This is a genomic window from Aeribacillus sp. FSL k6-2211 (assembly GCF_037966125.1).
In the GTDB taxonomy this organism is placed as follows: domain Bacteria; phylum Bacillota; class Bacilli; order Bacillales; family Aeribacillaceae; genus Aeribacillus; species Aeribacillus composti.
Genome location: NZ_CP150190.1, coordinates 2,388,758 through 2,410,930, shown reverse-complemented (window position 1 = coordinate 2,410,930; position 22,173 = coordinate 2,388,758). Strand labels below are relative to the sequence as shown.

The following is a 22,173-nucleotide window of genomic DNA, read 5'->3' as shown; positions in this document are numbered from 1 at the left end:
AGTGGCACGTCCGAGACGTATTTTATTGTGTGTAACGGGAGGAATAGCGGTTTTCAAGGCTGCAGCTTTGACGAGCAAGCTGACACAGGCGGGTTTTGATGTGAAAGTGATCATGACAGAATCTGCTACGAAATTCGTCACCCCTTTGACGTTTCAAGTACTATCGAGAAATGAAGTGTTTTTAGATACTTTTGATGAAAAAGATGCGAAAGTGATTGCACATATCGATTTAGCCGACTGGGCTGATTTAGTGCTCGTAGCTCCAGCAACTGCCAATATCATTGGGAAACTTGCCTCAGGGATTGCCGATGATATGGTGACAACGACACTGCTGGCGACAACTGCACCGGTTTGGATTGCTCCTGCAATGAATGTACATATGTATGACCATCCGGCTGTAAAACGCAACATTGAAACGCTTTATCGGGACGGCTATCAGTTTATTGAACCGCAAGAAGGACATCTTGCATGCGGTTACGTTGGCAAAGGCCGCCTGGAAGAGCCGGACAAAATCGTTGAACTCATTCAAAACCATTTTTCCGATCAAACGAAGGTACCTTCCGTCTTGAATCAGAAAACAATTATCATTACTGCGGGGCCGACAAGGGAAAAAATAGATCCTGTCCGGTTTTTCTCCAACCATTCAAGCGGAAAAATGGGCTATGCGATCGCCGAGCAGGCGAAGGAGCTTGGAGCGAGCGTAATTTTAATTTCCGGTCCGACTTCTCTTGCGCCGCCGGCCGGGGTGACATTTGTGCCAGTTGAAAGTGCTGAAGAGATGTATCATGAAGTGATGAACCATTTTGACAAAGCCGACATTGTGATTAAATCTGCCGCAGTTTCTGATTATCGGCCGAAACAAACATTTGATCAAAAAATGAAAAAAAAGGACGGCTCATTAGTCATTGAATTGGAACGTACGGAAGACATTTTAAAAAGACTCGGCGAGAAGAAAGGAACAAAATTGCTGGTAGGATTTGCGGCGGAAACGGAAAATGTTGAACAATATGCGCTGCATAAGCTGAATGAAAAGAACTTGGATTTAATTGTCGCCAACAATGTAAATGAACCAGGAGCAGGATTTCAAAAGGATACAAATATAGTGACGATTTTTCATAGAAACGGAGAAAAGAAGGCGTATCCGCTTATGTCTAAAAAAGAAGTGGCAAATGCAATTTTAAGAGAAATTGAAAAGCTTTTGAAAGGTGAATAGATAATGCGGTATGCAAGCGTTGTTGTGGATGTCCCGGCAAAAGGCACGGACAAGCTATTTGACTACGAAATTCCAAATAAATTCGCTGGCGTAATCCAGCCTGGCATGAGGGTCATCGTTCCTTTCGGCTCCCGCAAGCTTACTGGATTTGTCGTTCAGTTAAAAAATGAAACAGATATTGACAGTGTGAAACCGATCCATTCGCTTTTTGATCCGGAACCGGTATTAAATCATGAACTGTTAGAGCTTGGCGCATGGCTTAGTGAAACGACTCTTTGCTATAAAATCACCGCTTTTCAGGCAATGCTTCCGGCTGCGATGAAAACGAGGTACATAAAAGAAATCAAGCCATCGAGCTCCGCTCAATTGGAGGATTTGCCTGAAGAGATCAGGACTGCTTTCGAAAAAGGAGGGCCGCTTTCATGGGAGGATTTACCTTCATCACTTGTCGCCGTCGTTCAAAAGGAAATTCGTAATGGGAATTTGCAAATCGATTATCGTGTCGAACAAAAGCAAAAAAAACGGCTTGTGAAATATGTAAAGCCTCTTTTGCCGGTTCGTGAGCTTGAAGAACAGCTTCAGCATTTGCCAGCTCGCGCCCATAAACAGAAAGAGGTTATTCAATTTTTTATTGATCATCCTAATCCGATTTTATTAACGGAGTTGACGAACAGCATACAAGGAGCTTCAATTGCCGTCAAAGCGTTAATTAAAAAAGGTATTTTGACAGAGGAGCAAGTAGAAATTTACAGAGATCCTTATGAGCATAAACAGTTTCCGAGAACGAAGCCTTTACCGTTAACTGACGAACAAAAACGTGCAATGGAGCCGATTTTAGACAAGCTGAATCGACACGAGCACGAAGTATTTTTAATGTATGGGGTCACGGGAAGCGGCAAAACGGAAATTTATTTGCAAGCGATCGAGAAGGTATTGAATGAAGGAAAAGAAGCGATCGTGCTAGTACCTGAAATATCGTTGACTCCTCAAATGGTTCAGCGGTTTAAAAGCAGATTTGGCAGCCAGGTTGCTGTTCTTCATAGCGGGTTGTCCAGCGGGGAAAAGTTCGATGAATGGCGGAAAATTTACCGGAAAGAAGCGAAGCTTGTCGTCGGGGCGAGATCAGCAATTTTTGCCCCGTTTCAAAATATCGGCATCATTATTATTGATGAAGAGCATGAAACTAGCTATAAACAGGAGGAAAGTCCTCGGTATCATGCAAGGGACGTTGCCATTTACAGAGGGAAATATCATCAATGTCCAGTCATTTTAGGAAGCGCCACTCCGACGCTTGAATCATTTGCGAGAGCACAAAAAGGCGTTTATACGTTGTTAACTTTAAAAGAACGCGTCAACCGCCGTCCTCTGCCGGAAGTCCATATTGTCGACATGCGGGAGGAGCTGAGAAACGGCAACCGATCGATGTTTTCAAGAACGTTGTTTGAAAAGCTGACAGATCGCTTGAAGAAAGGAGAGCAATCTGTACTTTTATTAAACAAGCGCGGCTATTCTTCCTTCGTCATGTGCAGAAATTGCGGACATGTCATAGGATGTCCTCATTGCGATATTTCCCTTACTTATCATCGGCATGGGGAAAAGCTAAAATGCCACTATTGCCAATTCGAAACAGCCATGCCGTCGCGATGCCCAGAATGTGGAAGCGAGCATATCCGCTTTTTCGGAACAGGAACTCAGCGTATCGAGGAAGAGCTCAACAGGCTTATCCCGGAAGCGCGTGTCATACGGATGGATGTCGACACGACCAGCCGTAAAGGAATGCATGAAAAGCTTTTAAACGCATTCGGCGAAAAAAAAGCAGACATCCTGCTTGGAACACAAATGATTGCAAAAGGATTGGACTTCCCTGATGTCACATTGGTCGGAGTGCTTTCGGCTGACACGATGCTCCATCTTCCTGATTTCCGGTCTGGAGAAAAAACGTTTCAATTATTAACGCAAGTAAGCGGAAGAGCAGGCCGGCATGAGCTTCCGGGGGAAGTGGTGATTCAAACTTATACGCCTGAGCATTACTCCATTCAATTGGCAAGCTTGCATGATTTTGAAACATTTTATCGACAGGAAATGAAAATGAGAAAATCTTTTGCCTATCCGCCCTATTATTTTCTCATTCTCATTACCGTTTCCCATCCAAATGCGATAAAAGCAGCTGAAGTAACGGAGAAAATTGGACAATATTTAAAGCTTCATTTATCAAATGAGGCGCAGATCCTCGGTCCTGTCAGTTCGCCAATACCGAAGATGAAAGATAGATATCGATTTCAATGCATGATAAAATACAAACGGGAAAAAAACTTGTATAAAACACTGAAATTATTGTTCGAGCATTATGAAGAGGACATGTCGCAAACGGATTTAAAATTGATGATTGATCTAAATCCGTATACCATTCTATAAATTGGTTATGTAAATTGTTAGCATCATATCTAGTTTTTAGATGTCGATGAGTTGGAAACAATAGAAGGGAGATATGTATGGCGAAAATTATATTTATGGGCACGCCTGACTTTGCTGTACCAGTGCTAAATCGAATCGTAAAAGACGGTCATGACGTTTGTGCGGTTGTCACACAGCCAGACCGCCCGAAAGGAAGAAAAAAACAATTGACGCCTCCGCCTGTAAAAGTGGCTGCAGAACAACATAACATTCCAGTGCTTCAACCTGAAAAAATCCGTCACAAAGAAGAAATAGAAAAAATTTTGGCGTTAAAACCCGACTTAATTGTAACGGCTGCTTTTGGTCAAATTTTGCCAAAAGAGATTTTGGACGCACCGAAATATGGCTGTATAAATGTACATGCTTCTCTTTTGCCTGAGCTGCGAGGCGGAGCACCCATTCATTATGCCATCATGCAAGGCAAAAAGAAGACGGGAGTTACGATCATGTATATGGTGGAAAAACTGGATGCCGGAGATATTTTAACACAAGTCGAAGTTCCAATTGATGAAAGGGATACGGTTGCTACATTGCACGACAAATTGAGCGAAGCAGGCGCCAATCTTTTATCACAAACGATACCGAAAATTTTAGAAAACAGTATAACTCCAATTCCGCAAGATGAAACGAAAGCCACATTTGCCTGGAATATTCAAAGGGAACAGGAAAAAATCGATTGGACGAAAAGCGGTGAAGAGGTGTACAACCACATTCGCGGGTTAAATCCTTGGCCAGTTGCCTACACGGTTTTGAACGGAAAGACGATTAAAATTTGGTGGGGAGAAAAAGTGAAGAAAGAACACCAAGCAGAGCCTGGAACAATTGTTTTCGTCGACAAGGACGGTTTCGTTGTTGCAACAGGAAATGACGTTTCCATTAAAATTATTGAGCTTCAGCCGTCCGGAAAGAAAAAAATGAGCTGCGAGCAATTTTTAAGAGGAACGCAAATTGAAATAGGGATGACATTCGAATGAAAAAACGAAATGCAAGAGAACTAGCAATGGATTTACTAGTGGCCATCGAAGAAAAACAAGCATACAGCAACCTGCTGCTAAATACATGGATTGATAAATATGAATTGGAGCAAAAAGATGCTGCTTTATTGACAGAGCTTGTCTACGGAACCATCCAGCGGAAGCTGACTCTTGATTACTATTTATCGCATTTTCTAGAGAAAAAGAAAAAAATTAGCAATTGGGTGATCCAGCTTTTAAGAATATCGCTTTATCAAATGGTGTATTTAGATCGGATTCCTGACCGCGCGGTTCTTTATGAGGCAGTGGAAATCGCCAAAAAGAGAGGACATAAAGGGATTGCGGCTCTAGTAAACGGTGTTTTGCGAAATATTCAACGAAAAGGCCTCCCTACCATTAAAGATATACAAGATCCGATTGAGCGTACAGCGGTAAAGACAAGCGCTCCGAAATGGCTTGTCGAACGGCTTGCGAGTCAATACGGGTTTGAGACTGCGGAAAATATATTATCCTCGCAGCTTTTGCATGCTAAACAGACAGCTAGAGTGAACAAGCTGAAAACGACAGTTCCTCAGGCGATCGCTGCTTTGGAAAAAGAAGGAATAAAGGCGGTAAAGGGAAAGCTGGTTGATGAGGCCATCGAAGCTGTAAAAGGAAATTTAGCGAATACGAGCCTCTATCAAAAAGGTTGGTTCACCATTCAAGATGAAAGCTCGATGCTCGTCTCGCTAGCTTTACATGTAAAAGAAGGAGAGCAAATTTTGGATGCATGTGCAGCTCCGGGAGGGAAGTCAACTCATATTGCAGAGCTTTTGAATAATACGGGTAAAGTCGTCTCCCTAGATTTGCACGAGCATAAAATCCAGCTCATCGAAAAGCAAGCATCAAGGCTTGGGCTCTTGAATGTAAACGCAAAAGTGCTGGACAGCCGCAACGCCTCGGAGCATTTTCCGCCAAACAGCTTCGATAAAATTTTAGTGGATGCACCGTGCAGCGGATTCGGTGTCATAAGAAAAAAACCGGAAATTAAATATACGAAAACAGAAGAAGATATTCTTTCTTTAACATCAGTGCAAAAAAAGATATTAGCTTCCGTAGCTGATTTGGTGAAGCCTGGAGGTTTGCTTGTTTATAGCACTTGCACAATAGATAAACAAGAAAATGAGGAGATGATAAAATATTTTTTAAAGGAGCATGATGACTTTCAATTAGATGAGACGTTACAAGATCGAATGCCGGAAAAAGTTCGACAATACGTCGAAAACGGCTTTGTGCAAATTTTGCCGCAATATTTCAATACCGACGGATTTTTTATCGCGGCTTTGAGAAGGAAGGTACAATGATGGACAAGATGCAAGTAAAACCATCTATTTATTCGTTAAAATATTCCGATTTAAAAGAATGGCTTGAACAACAAGGCGAAAAAAGCTTTCGAGCAGCACAAATTTTTGAATGGCTGTATAAAAAACGCGTTGCCTCTTTCGATAAAATGACCAATTTGCCAAAGTCATTGAAGGAAGCATTGGCGGAGCATTTCGATTTGACAACATTGAAAACAATTGTTAAGCAAACGTCAAAAGACGGCACGATGAAATTTTTGTTTGAGCTCCATGACGGCTATTCCATTGAAACGGTGTTAATGAGGCATAATTACGGAAACTCAGTATGTGTGACAACACAAGTTGGCTGCCGAATCGGGTGCACCTTTTGCGCTTCCACATTAGGTGGATTAAAACGAAATTTATCTGCGGGGGAAATTGTAGCTCAAGTCATAAAAGTTCAGCAAATATTAGATGAAATCGGCGAACGAGTCAGCCATGTCGTCATAATGGGGATTGGAGAGCCTTTTGACAACTATGAAGAAATGATGTCATTTTTAAAAATCATCAACGACGAAAAAGGATTGAACATTGGCGCCCGCCACATTACTGTTTCAACGAGCGGAATTATCCCTAAAATTTATCAATTTGCTGATGAAAATTTACAAATCAATTTAGCTATTTCCCTCCATGCACCGAATACAGAACTGCGCACAAAGCTAATGCCGATCAATAAAGCTTTTAAGCTTCCTGATTTAATGAAGGCAGTCAAATATTATATTGACAAAACAGGGCGGCGAATTTCATTTGAATACGGACTGTTTGGAGGCGTAAATGATCAAGTGGAGCACGCACTCGAGCTTGCTGAGCTAATAAAAGATTTAAAATGCCACGTGAATTTAATTCCAGTCAACTATGTTCCGGAGCGGAATTATGTTCGCACGAGCAAAGATCAAATTTTTCGATTTGAACGGACATTAAAGGAACAAGGGATTAATGTCACGATCCGAAGAGAACATGGACACGATATTGATGCAGCTTGCGGACAGTTAAGGGCAAAAGAGCGAAAAATAGAGACGAGGTGAATAAATGAAAACCGCTGTTTTTACTGACAAAGGAAAGGTCAGAACCCATAATGAAGACGCCGCAAGTGCCATTCTTAACCGACACGGGCAAATTTTAGCTGTCGTGGCTGACGGAATGGGTGGCCACCTCGCAGGCGATGTCGCAAGCAGAATGACGATCGAGCATTTTGAAAAAAGCTGGAACGAAGCGGAAAAAATGGAACATCCCGAGCAGGCGGAGAGCTGGATAAACGATCATATTGCCGAAGTCAACGAAGAACTTTTGACATATGCGAATGAACATAAGGAATGTAAAGGAATGGGCACGACGTTTGTCGGTGCCATCTGTACTGAAAGCTTTGCTACAATCGCCCACATTGGTGACAGCCGATGCTATTTGTTAAATAAAGCCGGTTTTGCTCAAATTACCGATGATCATTCATTAGTGAACGAGCTTGTGAAATCGGGACAAATTTCAAAAGAGGATGCGAAAGAGCATCCGCGAAAAAACATTTTATTGAAAGCTCTCGGCACAGAACAATCTGTCGATGCAGATATTAAAACAGTCGTCCTAGAAGTAAACGATTATTTGCTTCTTTGTTCTGACGGTTTATCGAATAAAGTGCAGGAACATGAAATGGAATCAATTTTATCATCCGACCAATCACTGGAAGAAAAAGCGAAGGAATTAATACGGCTAGCAAATGAAAACGGCGGCGATGACAATATTTCTGTCATTATTTATAAACATGTCATCAGCCGCGAGAGTGATGGAACATGCTGATCGGCAAGCGGATTAGCGGCCGTTACAAAATTTTGAAAGTGATTGGCGGAGGAGGAATGGCAAACGTTTATTTAGCAAGAGACATTATTTTAGAACGCGACGTTGCCATTAAAATTTTACGACTAGATTTTTCAGATGATGATGAGTTTATACGAAGATTTAGGAGAGAGGCACAATCGGCAACAAGCCTTGCCCATCCGAATATCGTCAGCATTTACGATGTCGGCGAAGAAGATAACATTTACTACATCGTGATGGAGTATGTGGAAGGCAAGACGTTAAAGCAGTACATCCAGCAAAATGCACCTTTGCATCCTAGAGAAGCATTAAATTTAATGGAGCAAATCGTATCAGCCATTGCTCACGCACACGAAAATCAAATTGTCCATAGAGATATAAAGCCGCACAATATACTTATTGACAACCTCGGGAACATTAAAGTGACCGATTTTGGGATTGCTATGGCTTTGACATCAACAACCATTACCCACACTAATTCCGTGCTGGGCTCTGTACATTATTTGTCGCCTGAACAAGCGAGAGGTCAGATTGCAACAAAAAAATCTGACATTTATTCGCTCGGCATCGTCCTGTATGAAATGCTGACAGGCAGGCTCCCTTTTGACGGGGAATCGGCCGTATCAATCGCTTTAAAGCATTTGCAATCAGAAGCTCCGTCTCCAAAGAGATGGAACCCTGAGATCCCCCAAAGCGTCGAAAATATTATTTTAAAGGCGATGGCGAAAGACCCTCTTCACCGTTATTCCTCTGCGGAAGAAATGGGAGAAGATATTCGCACTGCCTTTAATACAGACAGATTAGATGAAAAGAAATTTGAAATACCTGATAACGACGAAAAAACGATCACCCATCCGATTGTTTTACATGATATACCTGAAACTGGGGAACAAACAATCATTCATCATGCAAAGGATCGGCAGCCGTCGGGAGCAGAAAAGGAACAAAAGCATGAAAATATTGTAAGCCCTAAGAAAAAAAGAAAATGGCTGAAAATGTTATGGATGGCGACAGCTGTAGTCATCATAGCCATCATTTTAGCACTTCTCGTTCTTCCTAAACTAATCCTTCCAAAAGATGTAGAAGTGCCTGATGTGAGAGGGAAAACATATGAGGAAGCTGTCAACCAATTGCTGAAGGAAGGATTTGATGTCAAAGACACGATTTTGCTGGAAAACGATGAAATTGAAGAAGGATATGTCATAAGGACAGAACCAGAAGCAGGAGAAATGGTAGAAGAAGGTTCTTCTATTATCATTTATGAAAGTGCAGGCAAGAAAAAGGTAACGCTTGATAATTATATCGGACAGGATATCGAGAGAGTAAGACAGCTCCTTGAAGTAAAAGGATTTTCCAACATTACAGTATTGGAAGAATATAGCAGCGAAGAGGAAGGAACTGTCATTGACCAATCTCCGAGTGAGGGAGCAGAGCTCATTCCTGATGAAGATGAAATTACATTAACCGTGAGCAAAGGACCGAGAAAAATCACGCTTGCAGATTTAACGGGATACACAGAAGAAGCTGTTAAGGACTATGTGGAAAAAGAAGGTTTATCTTTTTCAAAGAAAGAAGAACATTCCGATGAAGTTCCTGCCGGTCAAGTGATTTCCCAATCACCGAGTGCAGGAAAAAAAGTGCTTCCAGGTGAAAAAATAGAAGTGGTTATTTCCATAGGTCCGGAAGAAAAGCCGGACAAAAAAGTCGTCCGTGAAGTAGAGATCCCGTTTGATCCCGAAATTCACGGCGAAGAAGCGGAAGTGGGTATTTATATCAATGATGCTGAGCATTCTATCGGTGAACCTTATGAAACATTTAAAATATCAAAGCCTACCAAAAAGAAAATTGAGCTGACGATTCAACCTGGTCAATCCGCTTATTATCAAGTTTTGCTGAATAATGAAGTGGTGAAAACTGAAACAGTTCCTTATCCTGAAAATTAATGAAAAAGGAGGTCATGTATGCCAAAAGGCAAAATTGTTAAAGCGTTAAGCGGATTTTATTACGTATTGGCTGAAAATAAGCTTTATCAATGCAGGGGAAGAGGGGTGTTTCGAAAAAATAAAATTTCCCCTCTAGTTGGAGATGAAGTTATTTTTCAGGCGGAAAATGAAAAAGAAGGCTACATTCTAGAAATTTTGCAAAGAAAGAATGAATTGATCCGTCCGCCCATTTCAAACATTGATCAAGGGATCTTAGTTTTTTCCGCTGTAAGTCCAGATTTTAGCGCCAAGCTGCTGGATCGCTTTTTGGTGTTAATGGAAGCCAAAAACATTCGCCCGATCATTTGCATTACAAAAATTGACTTAATTGCAGATCATGTAATAGATGAAAAGATTCGTCAGTTTGCCAAAGATTATGAAAAAATTGGCTATCCTGTCTTTTTGATGACTACAAAAGAGCCTGAAACAGTTAAACAGGTCATTCCTTATTTAAAAGACCGCATTTCAGTGATTGCCGGGCAATCTGGAGTTGGCAAATCCTCCATGTTGAACTGCCTGGATCACCGTTTGCAATTGAAGACAGGAGAAATTTCCGATCATTTGGGGAGAGGAAAGCATACAACGAGACATGTAGAGCTCATTTCATTGGGAGGGGGACTAGTCGCCGATACGCCCGGATTTAGTTCGCTGGAGTTTACGGGTATAGAAGCTGATGACTTGCCGAATTGCTTTCCAGAGATAAAAGAATTTAGCATTCAATGTAAATTTCGAGGCTGTCTTCATCAGAAGGAGCCAAAATGCGCCGTTAAAGAAGCGGTTGAAAATGGCGATATTTCCTCCTACAGATACGAACATTATCTTCAGTTTTTAGAAGAGATAAAAGAAAGAAAGCCGAGGTATTGAACATGGTTAAAATTGCACCTTCGATTTTATCCGCAGATTTTTCTAGATTGGCAGAAGAAATTATTGATGTGGAAAAAGGAGGAGCGGATTACATTCATGTTGACGTGATGGACGGCCACTTTGTGCCGAATATTACGATCGGTCCGCTCATTGTGCAAGCGATCCGCCCAGTGACCAAGCTGCCGCTTGATGTTCATTTAATGATTGAACAGCCTGATCGTTATATTCCTGCTTTTGTTGAAGCAGGAGCCGACTTGTTGTCCGTTCATGCGGAAGCATGCCCGCATCTTCATCGAACGATCCATTTAATCAAATCGAATGGAGTGAAAGCAGGTGTTGTTTTAAATCCACATACTCCTGTATCGATGATCGAGCATGTAATAGAAGATGTTGATCTCGTGCTTTTGATGACGGTTAACCCTGGATTTGGTGGACAAGCGTTTATTCCATCAGTCATCAAAAAAATTCAGCAAGTTTCCAGCATCTTGAAAGAAAGAAATTTGCAAGTTGAGATCGAAGTGGACGGCGGCATCAACGCTGAAACAGCCAAATTGTGTGTGGAAGCTGGAGCAAATGTGCTTGTGGCAGGATCAGCCATTTATAATGAAAAAGATCGCAAACAAGCGATCAAATCTATAAGAGGAATGTGAAAGAACCGTTTATATGCGGTTCTTTTCACATTTAAAGGAAAAAATTTTTCATTTTTATGTTGATTCTTCAATAGATGTCAAGTACTTTTTTATTTTTTTCATGCATAAAGATATTGTAAGAAAAGTTGATGAAGACGTTCTAATTAGTATCTAAAATACGGATGATGAATATGCTACTTATAGACGTTTTTTAGATTTCTCATGGGGAGGGTAAATATAAATGAGATTTTATACAATTAAGCTTCCGAGGTTTTTAGGAGGAATTATACGGGCAATGCTCGGTTCATTTAAGAAAGATTAAAGAAGCACCTATCAAGGTGCTTTCTGCTTGTAGACAAAGCCGAATGGTGTGAACTCTACAAGCTTTTTTTATACCAAATTATATTGTGGGGATTTACCATTCTGTTAGAATGTTCGGCTTCAACTGGAAAAAATAATAGAGGACACCGATTAAGTGCATGTTGCCTTCGTTTTTAGCAAACTTTCAACAAATACAGTAAATGGCAGGGGTTTTTGTCTTCAATACTAAAAAGCTGCCTCATTTTTCTTCCATTTTTTTTTGTGTAAAAAAGAATTTTTTTAATTTAAAGTAGACTTTATGCGGTTGATTTTGTGTATGCCAAAAGGAACACGGATCGGGCTGAAGAAAGGCAAGGCAAACTGTTTGAGAAAGTGGAATGTATTCCGATCGTTAATATGTAGTAAATAACCTATGTAGTTTTTTTAGCAGTTTGAAAAAATTTCATATTAACGTGGATTTTAAAGTTGCAGAATTCGCCTAAAAAGAAGAATGTGCTTGAAGAAATGTGACATTGGGAGTGCTTCAAAAGGTGAATAAAGAGTATTGAAACAAAACGGTCAGAAGTTTGTTAAAGCGCCGATTTTTTAAACGCTTATTTTCGAAATACTTTTGATCAGAAGATATCGGGATTCGCCGATTTCTTCTGATCATAATCCAACCTCTTGTCGTCTAACTTTTGTTTTATACACGCTCAACTTTTCCAGATTTAAGAGCACGTGCAGAAACGTATACACGTTTTGGCTTTCCATTCACAAGAATTCGCACTTTTTGAAGGTTCGCTCCCCATTTGCGTCTTGAAGCGTTCATAGCGTGAGAGCGTGTATTGCCAAAGCTTGTTTTTTTGCCAGTAATCACGCATTTACGAGCCATTTCTATACCTCCTAACTTGCAAGGAAATTGCTATTTTGACAATGTTTCAAGATACTATAATAATGTAACATACACCCTTGATCATTGCAATATAAATTCACCTCACTTTCAAGAATTTACGCTTGACATCATCATGTATTAATGCTCTTATTATGTAGGGAGCCATGACATTTCTTTAAATCCAAATCATCATATAGTAAAATGTTTGTAATGAACGTATGCTAAAGGAGGAACTCGAATGTCCATCGAATTAAAAACGAAATATGGCCAGATCGAAATTTCGAATGATGTAGTCGCACAAGTTGCCGGCGGTGCAGCTGTTGATTGTTACGGAATTGTCGGAATGGCTTCCAAAAATCAAATTAAAGACGGACTCTCAGAAATTTTACGGCGAGAAAATTTCAGCCGTGGAGTGATCGTCCGCCAAGAACAAGAGAGCGTTCATATTGATATGTATATTATTGTCAGCTATGGAACAAAAATATCAGAAGTTGCTCATAATGTTCAAACAAAAGTGAAATATACATTAAATCAAATTCTTGGATTATCTGTCGATTCCATTAACATATATGTGCAAGGGGTTCGTGTTACGAATCCGTAGAGAAGGAGGAAACATTTGTGGCCAATACTTTGCTTGATGGGAAGCGCTTTGCGGAAATGGTGATTCAAGGAGCGAATCATCTATCTAATAATGCGAAAGTGGTGGATGCGTTAAACGTTTTTCCTGTTCCGGATGGGGATACGGGAACAAACATGAATTTATCCATCACAGCTGGAGCAAAAGAAGTACAAAAACATGTTTCATCAAATATCGGTTCTGTAGCTGGAGCATTTGCAAAAGGTCTGTTAATGGGCGCGCGTGGAAATTCTGGGGTTATTTTATCCCAGCTTTTTCGTGGGTTTGCAAAAGCAGTTGAAGGAAAAGAATCGATCAATGCGGATGAATTTGCTAAAGCTTTTCAAGCAGGTGTTGATACTGCCTATAAAGCTGTTATGAAGCCTGTTGAAGGGACCATTTTAACGGTTGCAAAAGATGCTGCGAAAAAAGCTGTTAAAACAGCTAAATCAACCGATGATCTGACAATTGTTATGGAAGAAGTGGTAAAAGAAGCAAAGGAGTCATTAAAGAGAACGCCTGAGCTTCTGCCTGTCCTAAAAGAAGTGGGCGTTGTGGACAGCGGTGGACAAGGACTTGTATTTATTTACGAGGGATTTTTGGCAGAATTAAAGGGAGAGAAAATTTCCGAATCCCCTAAGCTTCCTTCGATGGACAAACTGGTAAGTGCAGAGCATCATAAAAATGCACAAAGTCATATTAATACAGAAGATATTAAATATGGATATTGTACAGAATTTATGGTTCGGTTTGAAAAAGAAAAAGAGCCGTTTTCTGAAAAGAAATTTCGCGAAGATTTATCCCGGTTCGGAGATTCGCTTTTAGTAATTGCCGATGATGAACTTGTCAAAGTACATATCCATTCTGAACAGCCTGGCGAGGTATTGACATACGGGCAGCGCTACGGCAGCTTATTGAATATGAAAATTGAAAACATGCGCGAGCAGCATAGTACAATTGTCAATAATCAAACGGAAAATGTATTATCTACTGAACCGGCGGCACCCAAAAATGAAAAGTACGGAATTATCGCGGTTGCCATGGGCTCGGGAATTTCCGATCTTTTTACATCAATTGGTGCAACAAAAATTATTGAAGGCGGCCAGACGATGAATCCAAGTACTGAAGATTTTGTAAAGGCTGTCGAACAGTTGAACGCAGAGAATATTATTATTTTGCCGAACAATTCCAATATCATTATGGCAGCCAATCAAGCAGCACAAATAACTGATAAAAATATAAGAGTCATTGAAACGAAAAGCGTTCCTCAAGGATTATCCGCCCTGCTGGCTTTCAATCCTGAACTCGGTTTAGAGGAAAACGTAAAGGCGATGGAGGAAGCAAGCAGGAATGTGAAAACAGGACAAGTCACATATGCTGTAAGGGATACAAGTATTGACGGACTTGCGATAGAAAAAGGAGACTTCATGGGGATTTACGAGAAAACCATCGTCGCAAAAGATAAAAGCAAGCTTGAAGCTGCCAAAAAGTTGTTGGATCAAATGATCGATGAAGAGGATGAAATATTGACGATTCTCCAAGGAGAAGATGCATCCGAAAACGAAGTAGACCAATTAGTCCAACATGTTGAAAATCATTATGAACATATCGAAATTGAGGTTCATAATGGAAATCAGCCATTATATTCTTATATTTTTTCAGTTGAGTAGAGCAGGAGGGCTTCGGCCTTCCTCTTTTTATTTCACGGTTTAAGTATTTTTGGTAAACTAAATATCGATATTTCAAACGGTTTTAAAGGAGGTTTCCCGCGGCTAAGTTCAAAGCTGCAAACAGAACATGAACCAATTGCTACAACCGGTCACAGCGGTTAAAGGGGTAGGAGAACAAACAGAACGTTTGCTGCATGATATGGGAATACATACTGTTTCTGATTTGCTTTATTATTTTCCTAATCGCTATGAAGACAACCGTTTAAAGGATCTTGCTGAAGTGAAGCATAAAGAAAGGGTGACAGTCGAAGGAAAGGTTTACAGCGAGCCATTGCTGACCTATTACGGAAAGAAGCGGTCGCGTCTTTCCTTTCGCATGCTTGTCGGCCGTTATGTTGTCACTGCAGTTTGTTTTAATAGACCATATTACAAACAGAAGCTTGCTATCAATCAAGTTGTTACCGTCTCTGGCATTTGGGACCGCAATCGGCAAACTGTCAATGTTCAACAGATTCATTTTGGGCCTCATAAGCAAAATCAAGAAGTAGAACCCGTTTATTCAGTCCGCGGAAAGTTGACTGTTTCAGAGCTAAAACGGATTATCAGGACCGCCATCCAGTCGTATTCCAGTTTTATTCCAGAAAATTTGCCGGAAATGCTCAGGAAGCGATATAAATTGCCGATGAAAGAAGAAGCGGTAAGAGCCATGCACCTTCCCAAAAATGCCGATGAACTGAAACAAGCAAGAAGAAGATTTGTTTACGAAGAATTTTTATTATTTCAATTGAAAATGCAGGCGATTAAACATTTTCGCAGGTCTTCCTCAAGAGGAATTTCTCATCAATTTGATCGAAAAGAATTGCAATCCTTTATCGACACGCTTCCTTTTTCATTAACAAACGCACAAAAGCGTGTCGTTTCGGAAATTTTATCCGATATGTCTTCACCCTACAGGATGAACCGCCTTCTTCAAGGAGATGTTGGATCAGGGAAAACCGCAGTTGCTGCCATTGTGATGTATGCCGCTGTGTTAAGCGGCTATCAAGCGGCATTGATGGTTCCGACGGAAATTTTAGCTGAGCAGCATGCGAAATCATTGTCAAATCTTTTTTCGCATACGTCTGTCCGCATCGCTTTATTAACAAGCTCAATCAAAGGGAAAAAACGAAAAGAGCTGCTTCTTCAGTTAAAATCCGGGGACATTAACATGATCATAGGGACGCATTCCCTTATTCAGGAGGAAGTGAATTTTTGCCGTTTAGGGCTTGTGATTACGGATGAACAGCATCGGTTCGGCGTCAATCAGCGAAGAATATTGCGGGAAAAAGGAGAATTCCCAGATGTGTTATTTATGACGGCAACTCCTATTCCAAGAACTCTTGCAATAACTGCATTTGGCGAAATGGATGTTTCCATCATTGATGAAATGCCTTCCGGAAGAAAGAAGGTAAAAACATATTGGGTTCGGCCGGAAATGTTAACCCGAATTCTAATATTTATTGAAAAAGAAGTGAAAAAGGGCCATCAAGCGTATGTGATTTGTCCGTTAATTGAAGAATCGGAAAATTTGGATGTCGAAAATGCTGTGACAGTGCACAGTCAATTAACTCAATTTTATCAGGGCAGAATTCAAATCGGCCTTTTGCATGGACGCATGTCACAAGAAGAGAAAAATCAGGTGATGATGGATTTTAGCGAAAATAAAGTGCAAGTTCTTGTCTCCACGACAGTAGTGGAAGTGGGCGTAAACGTACCGAATGCCACGGTCATGTTAGTTTACGATGCGGAGCGGTTTGGTCTTGCCCAGCTCCATCAGCTGCGAGGAAGAGTTGGCCGAGGAAGCTTGCAATCCTATTGCATACTGCTTTCAGATCCGAAATCAGAAATAGGAAAAGAAAGAATGAGAATTATGACGGAAACAGATGACGGCTTCCGTTTAGCTGAAAAAGATTTGGAGCTTAGAGGTCCAGGAGATTTTTTCGGCAAAAAACAAAGCGGCATACCAGAGTTTAAAATCGCCGACATGGTCCATGATTACAGAGCGCTTGAAACTGCGAGATCTGACGCTGCCCAACTGATTCAGTCTGATGCTTTTTGGAAAGATGAACAATTTGCGCCGCTCCGCGATGATTTAGAGGCTTCCGGAGTGTTGAGCGGAGAGAAGCTGGATTAGCCAAAAAAAGAATTCATTGTTGCAAACTTATTTCTTTGATTATATACTTGTTATTAGTACCTAGTCTTAATACTAGTCGGACGGTGTAAAAAATGAGACGCAGTAAAAAGGAAAGACAGCGTTTATTGTTGGAAACAATTCAAGAAACGCCTTTTATTACAGATGAAGAATTAGCTGAAAAATTTGGCGTCAGCGTCCAAACCATCCGTTTGGACAGACTAGAACTGTCGATCCCGGAATTAAGAGAACGAATCAAGCATGTCGCTGAACGAAAACTTGAAGATGAAGTCAAATCCCTTCCGATTGATGAAGTGATCGGTGAAATTATTGATCTTGAGCTCGATAAATCAGCTATTTCGATTTTTGATGTTAAAAAAGAGCATGTTTTTAGCCGAAATCAAATTGCACGCGGCCATCATCTATTTGCACAAGCGAACTCTCTTGCCGTTGCTTGCATTGATGATGAATTGGCATTAACGGCTAAAGCGACAATCCGTTTCACACGGCAAGTAAAAGAAAATGAGCGCGTTGTCGCAAAAGCAAAAGTCACTCGCATTGACCGAGATAAAGGCCGCACATTTGTTGAAGTAAACAGCTATGTCGGCAACGAACTCGTTTTTTCAGGTGAATTTGAAATGTTCAGATCTGCGAATCAATCTAAAAAGGAAGGGGCAAAACATGAAGATAGCCATTGATGCAATGGGGGGAGACAACGCGCCTCAAGCGGTTGTAAAAGGAGCATTAAGGGCGCTTGATGAATTTTCTGATTTGGAAATTGAATTAATCGGAAATGAGTCGCTGATCACTCCATTGTTAGAAGGAAGACATACAAACGTTTCTATTTTTCATACAGAAGAAAAAATTGAAAATGACGACGAACCTGTTCGGGCTGTGCGCAGAAAAAAAAATGCGTCGATGGTCATTATGGCTGAAAGAGTTCGCGACAAAAAGGCGGATGCCTGCATTTCAGCTGGGAATACAGGCGCGCTTATGACTGCCGGTCTGTTTATTATCGGCCGTATAAACGGCATCGACCGGCCGGCGCTGGCACCAACGCTGCCGACCCTTGATGGAAAAGGCTTTGTGATGCTCGATGTCGGCGCTAATGCAGATGCGAAAATGGAACATCTGCAGCAGTATGCAATCATGGGCTCCGTTTATGCAGAAAAGGTGAGAGGGATCAAATCTCCGAGAGTTGGCTTGCTCAACATTGGAACGGAGGAGAAAAAGGGGAACGAATTAGCTAAACAGGCTTTTCAACTTCTGTCTCAATCGCCGATCAACTTTGTCGGCAATGTAGAAGCGCGCGACCTGCTGTCAGGAGCGGCTGATGTTGTAGTAACGGACGGTTTTTCAGGAAACATTGCTTTGAAAGCCATTGAAGGCACAGCACTTTCGGTATTTGCCATGATGAAAGATGCGTTGACAAGCTCTTTTACAGCGAAAATTGCTGCAGCTGTTTTGAAGCCGAAATTAAAAGGACTAAAGAAAAAAATGGATTATTCAGAGCATGGCGGGGCTTGCTTATTCGGGCTGAAAGCACCGGTGATCAAAGCCCACGGTTCATCCGATGAGCTGGCTATTTTTCATGCTATTCGCCAGGCTCGGGAAATAGTGGCGAACTCCGTATCTTCAACGATAGAAGAAACGATTCAGAACATGCAATTGAAAGGGGATTGACAATGGGGAAAACTGCTCTTCTGTTTCCGGGACAAGGCTCTCAGCAAGTCGGTATGGGAAAAGATTTTTTTGATCAAGTTCCCATTTCCAAGGAAATTTTTCAAAAAGCAAATGAACGTTTAGACTTTGATTTAACTTCTATTATTTTCAACGGTCCGCAAGAAGAATTGACGTTAACATACAATGCACAGCCTGCACTGCTGACGACAAGCGCTGCGATTTTTGAAGCATTGAAACAGTATGAAGTCGTTTTTGATTATGTTGCCGGACACAGCCTGGGTGAATATACAGCATTAGTGGCGGCAAACGTCATGACAGTTGAAGATGCAGTCTATGTTGTAAGAAAGCGCGGTGAACTGATGGAAAAAGCGGTTCCTGCAGGAGAAGGATCCATGGCTGCCGTTTTAGGTATGGTGCAGGAAGAACTTGAAAACATAACAAAACAAATCTCGAATGAAGGCACACTAGTACAACTGGCAAATTTAAATTGTCCCGGGCAAATCGTTATTTCTGGAACAAAAGAAGGAGTACAAAGAGCTGGGGAGCTTGCTAAAGAAAAGGGCGCCAAGCGGGTAATCCCGCTGGAAGTAAGCGGTCCATTTCATTCTGAATTGATGAAGCCGGCTGCCAGCGAGCTGTCCAAAGTGCTTGATGAAGTGACCATTCAAGATGCATCCGTTCCTGTCATCGCAAACGTGACTGCTGCTCCTGTTCAAAATAAAGATGAAATCAAGAGCCTTTTGATTGAGCAGCTTTATTCTCCTGTTCGATGGGAAGAAAGTGTACGGTCGATGATTCAAGCAGGGGTGACAACGTTTATTGAAATCGGTGCTGGAAAAGTTCTGACAGGTCTTGTCAAAAAGGTGGATCGCAGCGTTAAAACATACAATATTTTTGATTTGTCATCATTAGAAGCAGTTGTTCATGACATAAAGTCCTGCGGTAATATGTCAAGGTGAAAAATCATAGAAATTGGAAATTCCCTTGTCCGATGATCCGAAAAAAGGCAATACTGAAGAAACCCAGTATTGGTACATGTAATAAACTGGGTCTAAAGGTTGATATTGGTATACCAGATCGATCCTCTTATCGATCTTCCCCCTTTCTTGGCGTGTAGATTTGACCGTTGCGTAGCAGCGCATCGATCACACGCACGAGTTTTCTAGCGGTGAGGACGAGGGCTCGTTTATGTTGGTGTTTGGGCACTTCCTCATACTTCTTCCGGTAGTACGCACGAAACGTCGCATCATGCCGTTGCACCGAGTTGGCAGCCTCCACTAGGTAGTAACGGAGATAGCGATTGCCGGAACGAATGAGGGAGGTGTCCTCGGCTTGAAAACGGCCCGATTGGTGCTTGGACCATGTCAAGCCGGCATATTTTGCCAAGGCGGCCTGGTTGTGAAACCGCTCGATTTGCCCGATTTCGGCCAGGATGCCTGCGGTATAAACCGGTCCGATGCCTGGGATGGTTTGCAGTGTGTTCGGAATGCCTTCAAGATGGCGGGTAATGGCTTTATCGAGCTCTTTGAGCTGCGATTGCAGGCTGCGGATTGATTGAATCGACAGCCCTAACAGCAAGTCGATGGAATCCTCGACACACTTGGACAACCGATACGACGAACGGGCCGCCTTTTGAATCGACTTGGCGATGCATTCCGGATCGGCAAAGCGATTGCGCCCTTTTTGGCGCAGGAAGTCGGCCAACTGCTTGACATCCATTTGGCAGATGTCATCGAGGCTCCACGACTCAAGCAGCAGTTCGAGAATGGCATGTCCGAAGATCGAACTGTCCACCTCTTGGGTAAAGGAACTGCATTTGTAAAACAAGTGCTGGAGAAAATACTGTTTCTCACGGGTTAACTGGTGGACGAGATGATATCGCATGCGTGTCAGTCGCTGAAGCGCGAGAAACTGCTCCTTGAGGACAGCCGTCATCTTCAGACGGCCGAAGCGAAGCCGATCCGCAATGATCCAAGCATCGATGTCATCCGTTTTCTCCAAGTCGACATAGGCTTCTTTAAACTTGCGAATGAGCTTTGGATTGATCGTAAACACCTTGACGTTCCAAGCCTGCAAGGCCTCCTGCTGGTGGAAAAACATAGCTGGATGCCAACTGTAGACCGAGGTGGCTTCCATCCCGATCAGAATTTCGGTTGGCTTTCGCTTGTTAGCCCACAGGAGGATTTGATCCCGAAGGAAGGTGGCGCCCAGAAGATGATTATCCACTTTGAAGCGTGCGCACGTATTTCCTTCATGATCCATAATGCAGGTGGCTAAGTCGCGTGAGCTCACGTCGATCCCGACGTAGAGTTTCATGAGATCACCTCCTATTGTTGTAGGATCGAGGGGTCGGACTCTTCGGGATGCCCCCGGATCGCGCCTGTTGACCAGTCACCCTCGCATATGAGAACTCACGTTGGACCATGGGCTGCCCTGGAAGCTGCTCCTTCCAGCATGGGGAAAACCAACGGGAACAGCCTGCGGGTTAGACGTCCAAACAGGGGCCGAGGAGACAGACTTTACAAGTAGTCAAAGCTACAGGAGTGAGAAGAGTATCCCCGATGATCCTAAGACCATTATCCAGGAACATTGCGAAAAGTCCAACCCCGGTACGCTCAACCCTTTGTGGGAGGGGCGCGCCCCTCCCACAAAGGCAACCACCCAAGATATGCGATTGTCAAGGAGCGTATCGGACTGGAAATTCGATAAAAAAACTTTCTGAAACTTAGTATACGAGGAGGTATGATTATGCTTTCAGGGAAAACGGCTCTTGTAACGGGAGGAAGCCGCGGAATCGGCCGAGCGATTGCTATTGATCTTGCCAAAAATGGCGCGGATGTTGCTGTAAATTATTCTGGTAATGAGGAAAAAGCCAATGAAGTGGTTAAAGAAATTGAATCCTTAGGACGGAAAGCTTTTGCCATTCGCGCTAATGTTGCAAATGCTGATGAAGTAAACAGCATGGTCAATGAAGTAATCGAACGATTCGGACGTCTCGACATTCTTGTAAATAATGCCGGAATCACGAAAGATAATTTGCTTATGCGAATGAAAGAATCAGAATGGGACGACGTGATCAACATAAATTTAAAAGGCGTTTTCAATTGTACAAAAGCGGTCACAAGACAAATGATGAAGCAGCGTTCCGGCAGGATCATCAACATCGCATCGATCGTCGGTATAGCTGGTAATGCTGGACAGGCAAACTATGTAGCGGCTAAAGCCGGGATTATCGGACTGACGAAGACGACTGCGAAGGAGCTGGCGGGCCGAAATATTACAGTAAATGCTGTAGCGCCAGGTTTTATTTCAACCGATATGACGGATCAGCTCCCTGAACAAATAAGAAATGAAATGCTCAAACAAATTCCGCTCGGACGTTTCGGCGAGCCGAATGATATTGCCAATATGGTAACATTCATTGCTTCTGATAAAAGCTCCTATATGACAGGGCAAACACTTTGTCTCGACGGCGGAATGGTCATGTATTAATTTTGAATTCGTTGTAGTAATATGAAGACAAATCTTCTATAATACTGGA

General features: G+C 42.0%; 19 protein-coding genes. 17 read left to right on the top strand and 2 right to left on the bottom strand.

Annotated features, from left to right (window positions below; genetic code table 11):
* Position 1: 1 nt before the first annotated feature.
* The 10 genes from coaBC to spoVM all read left to right on the top strand — a co-directional run bounded on the left by coaBC (position 2) and on the right by spoVM (position 11,623).
* Positions 2 to 1,213 carry a bifunctional phosphopantothenoylcysteine decarboxylase/phosphopantothenate--cysteine ligase CoaBC gene (coaBC, locus tag NSU19_RS11535; protein ID WP_066246562.1) on the top strand — a complete coding sequence of 404 codons (1,212 nt, stop codon included), beginning with the start codon at positions 2 to 4 and terminating at the stop codon, positions 1,211 to 1,213.
* 3 nt (positions 1,214 to 1,216) lie between these two features.
* Entirely contained in the window at positions 1,217 to 3,628 is a 2,412-nt protein-coding gene (priA, locus tag NSU19_RS11530; protein WP_144597708.1) for a primosomal protein N', read from the top strand.
* 77 nt (positions 3,629 to 3,705) lie between these two features.
* Positions 3,706 to 4,641: a methionyl-tRNA formyltransferase gene (gene fmt / locus NSU19_RS11525; RefSeq protein ID WP_339196598.1), complete on the top strand. Its 936-nt coding sequence runs from the start codon at positions 3,706 to 3,708 to the stop codon at positions 4,639 to 4,641.
* Entirely contained in the window at positions 4,638 to 5,984 is a 1,347-nt protein-coding gene (gene rsmB, locus NSU19_RS11520) for a 16S rRNA (cytosine(967)-C(5))-methyltransferase RsmB (protein WP_339196596.1), read from the top strand. Before fmt ends, rsmB begins: the two co-directional genes overlap by 4 nt.
* Positions 5,984 to 7,045 carry a 23S rRNA (adenine(2503)-C(2))-methyltransferase RlmN gene (gene rlmN / locus NSU19_RS11515; RefSeq protein WP_339196593.1) on the top strand — a complete coding sequence of 354 codons (1,062 nt, stop codon included), beginning with the start codon at positions 5,984 to 5,986 and terminating at the stop codon, positions 7,043 to 7,045. Before rsmB ends, rlmN begins: the two co-directional genes overlap by 1 nt.
* A gap of 4 nt (positions 7,046 to 7,049) precedes the next feature.
* A complete protein-coding gene (locus tag NSU19_RS11510; protein ID WP_339196590.1) occupies positions 7,050 to 7,808 on the top strand; it encodes a Stp1/IreP family PP2C-type Ser/Thr phosphatase in 759 nt (252 codons plus the stop codon).
* Entirely contained in the window at positions 7,802 to 9,769 is a 1,968-nt protein-coding gene (pknB, locus tag NSU19_RS11505) for a Stk1 family PASTA domain-containing Ser/Thr kinase (protein WP_339196587.1), read from the top strand. The genes NSU19_RS11510 and pknB overlap by 7 nt, the downstream gene beginning before the upstream one ends.
* Before the next feature lie 18 nt (positions 9,770 to 9,787).
* Positions 9,788 to 10,672: a ribosome small subunit-dependent GTPase A gene (gene rsgA / locus NSU19_RS11500; protein ID WP_339196585.1), complete on the top strand. Its 885-nt coding sequence runs from the start codon at positions 9,788 to 9,790 to the stop codon at positions 10,670 to 10,672.
* A gap of 2 nt (positions 10,673 to 10,674) precedes the next feature.
* Positions 10,675 to 11,322: a ribulose-phosphate 3-epimerase gene (gene rpe / locus NSU19_RS11495; protein WP_063388446.1), complete on the top strand. Its 648-nt coding sequence runs from the start codon at positions 10,675 to 10,677 to the stop codon at positions 11,320 to 11,322.
* Between the two features lie 220 nt (positions 11,323 to 11,542).
* The gene (gene spoVM / locus NSU19_RS11490; RefSeq protein ID WP_063388445.1) at positions 11,543 to 11,623 is read left to right on the top strand and encodes a stage V sporulation protein SpoVM; all 81 of its coding nucleotides are present in this window, start codon (positions 11,543 to 11,545) and stop codon (positions 11,621 to 11,623) included.
* A gap of 681 nt (positions 11,624 to 12,304) precedes the next feature.
* Here spoVM and rpmB read toward each other — a convergent pair.
* On the bottom strand, positions 12,305 to 12,493 hold the full coding sequence (rpmB, locus tag NSU19_RS11485) for a 50S ribosomal protein L28 (protein WP_063388444.1): 189 nt from the start codon (positions 12,491 to 12,493) through the stop codon (positions 12,305 to 12,307).
* 238 nt (positions 12,494 to 12,731) lie between these two features.
* Here rpmB and NSU19_RS11480 point away from each other — a divergent pair, with 238 nt between their 5' ends.
* The 6 genes from NSU19_RS11480 to fabD all read left to right on the top strand — a co-directional run bounded on the left by NSU19_RS11480 (position 12,732) and on the right by fabD (position 19,591).
* The gene (locus tag NSU19_RS11480; protein WP_063388443.1) at positions 12,732 to 13,094 is read left to right on the top strand and encodes an Asp23/Gls24 family envelope stress response protein; all 363 of its coding nucleotides are present in this window, start codon (positions 12,732 to 12,734) and stop codon (positions 13,092 to 13,094) included.
* 17 nt (positions 13,095 to 13,111) lie between these two features.
* Positions 13,112 to 14,779, top strand: a complete 1,668-nt coding sequence (locus NSU19_RS11475) for a DAK2 domain-containing protein (RefSeq protein ID WP_066246543.1) — start codon at positions 13,112 to 13,114, stop codon at positions 14,777 to 14,779.
* A 127-nt stretch (positions 14,780 to 14,906) separates the two neighbouring features.
* On the top strand, positions 14,907 to 16,952 hold the full coding sequence (recG, locus tag NSU19_RS11470) for an ATP-dependent DNA helicase RecG (RefSeq protein WP_339196583.1): 2,046 nt from the start codon (positions 14,907 to 14,909) through the stop codon (positions 16,950 to 16,952).
* Positions 16,953 to 17,044: 92 nt separating this feature from the next.
* Positions 17,045 to 17,647, top strand: coding sequence for a transcription factor FapR (gene fapR / locus NSU19_RS11465; protein ID WP_063388440.1), 603 nt, complete (start codon positions 17,045 to 17,047; stop codon positions 17,645 to 17,647).
* Positions 17,631 to 18,632, top strand: a complete 1,002-nt coding sequence (plsX, locus tag NSU19_RS11460; RefSeq protein WP_339196581.1) for a phosphate acyltransferase PlsX — start codon at positions 17,631 to 17,633, stop codon at positions 18,630 to 18,632. The genes fapR and plsX overlap by 17 nt, the downstream gene beginning before the upstream one ends.
* A 2-nt stretch (positions 18,633 to 18,634) precedes the next feature.
* Positions 18,635 to 19,591, top strand: coding sequence for an ACP S-malonyltransferase (gene fabD, locus NSU19_RS11455; RefSeq protein WP_339196579.1), 957 nt, complete (start codon positions 18,635 to 18,637; stop codon positions 19,589 to 19,591).
* 127 nt (positions 19,592 to 19,718) lie between these two features.
* Here the strand turns inward: fabD and NSU19_RS11450 are convergent, their stop codons facing one another.
* Positions 19,719 to 20,948 carry an IS110 family transposase gene (locus tag NSU19_RS11450; RefSeq protein WP_027725928.1) on the bottom strand — a complete coding sequence of 410 codons (1,230 nt, stop codon included), beginning with the start codon at positions 20,946 to 20,948 and terminating at the stop codon, positions 19,719 to 19,721.
* A 432-nt stretch (positions 20,949 to 21,380) separates the two neighbouring features.
* On the opposite strand from NSU19_RS11450, the gene fabG reads away from it, so the two are divergent.
* Positions 21,381 to 22,124: a 3-oxoacyl-[acyl-carrier-protein] reductase gene (gene fabG / locus NSU19_RS11445; RefSeq protein ID WP_063388437.1), complete on the top strand. Its 744-nt coding sequence runs from the start codon at positions 21,381 to 21,383 to the stop codon at positions 22,122 to 22,124.
* Positions 22,125 to 22,173: the final 49 nt, after the last annotated feature.

Coding starts and splice junctions, on each gene's coding strand:
- priA (WP_144597708.1), top strand. CDS start 1,217: ATGCGGTATGCAAGCGTTGTTGTGGATGTCCCGGCAAAAGGCACGGAC.
- fmt (WP_339196598.1), top strand. CDS start 3,706: ATGGCGAAAATTATATTTATGGGCACGCCTGACTTTGCTGTACCAGTG.
- rsmB (WP_339196596.1), top strand. CDS start 4,638: ATGAAAAAACGAAATGCAAGAGAACTAGCAATGGATTTACTAGTGGCC.
- rlmN (WP_339196593.1), top strand. CDS start 5,984: ATGGACAAGATGCAAGTAAAACCATCTATTTATTCGTTAAAATATTCC.
- NSU19_RS11510 (WP_339196590.1), top strand. CDS start 7,050: ATGAAAACCGCTGTTTTTACTGACAAAGGAAAGGTCAGAACCCATAAT.
- pknB (WP_339196587.1), top strand. CDS start 7,802: ATGCTGATCGGCAAGCGGATTAGCGGCCGTTACAAAATTTTGAAAGTG.
- rsgA (WP_339196585.1), top strand. CDS start 9,788: ATGCCAAAAGGCAAAATTGTTAAAGCGTTAAGCGGATTTTATTACGTA.
- rpe (WP_063388446.1), top strand. CDS start 10,675: ATGGTTAAAATTGCACCTTCGATTTTATCCGCAGATTTTTCTAGATTG.
- spoVM (WP_063388445.1), top strand. CDS start 11,543: ATGAGATTTTATACAATTAAGCTTCCGAGGTTTTTAGGAGGAATTATA.
- rpmB (WP_063388444.1), bottom strand. CDS start 12,493: ATGGCTCGTAAATGCGTGATTACTGGCAAAAAAACAAGCTTTGGCAAT.
- NSU19_RS11480 (WP_063388443.1), top strand. CDS start 12,732: ATGTCCATCGAATTAAAAACGAAATATGGCCAGATCGAAATTTCGAAT.
- recG (WP_339196583.1), top strand. CDS start 14,907: ATGAACCAATTGCTACAACCGGTCACAGCGGTTAAAGGGGTAGGAGAA.
- fapR (WP_063388440.1), top strand. CDS start 17,045: ATGAGACGCAGTAAAAAGGAAAGACAGCGTTTATTGTTGGAAACAATT.
- plsX (WP_339196581.1), top strand. CDS start 17,631: ATGAAGATAGCCATTGATGCAATGGGGGGAGACAACGCGCCTCAAGCG.
- fabD (WP_339196579.1), top strand. CDS start 18,635: ATGGGGAAAACTGCTCTTCTGTTTCCGGGACAAGGCTCTCAGCAAGTC.
- NSU19_RS11450 (WP_027725928.1), bottom strand. CDS start 20,948: ATGAAACTCTACGTCGGGATCGACGTGAGCTCACGCGACTTAGCCACC.
- fabG (WP_063388437.1), top strand. CDS start 21,381: ATGCTTTCAGGGAAAACGGCTCTTGTAACGGGAGGAAGCCGCGGAATC.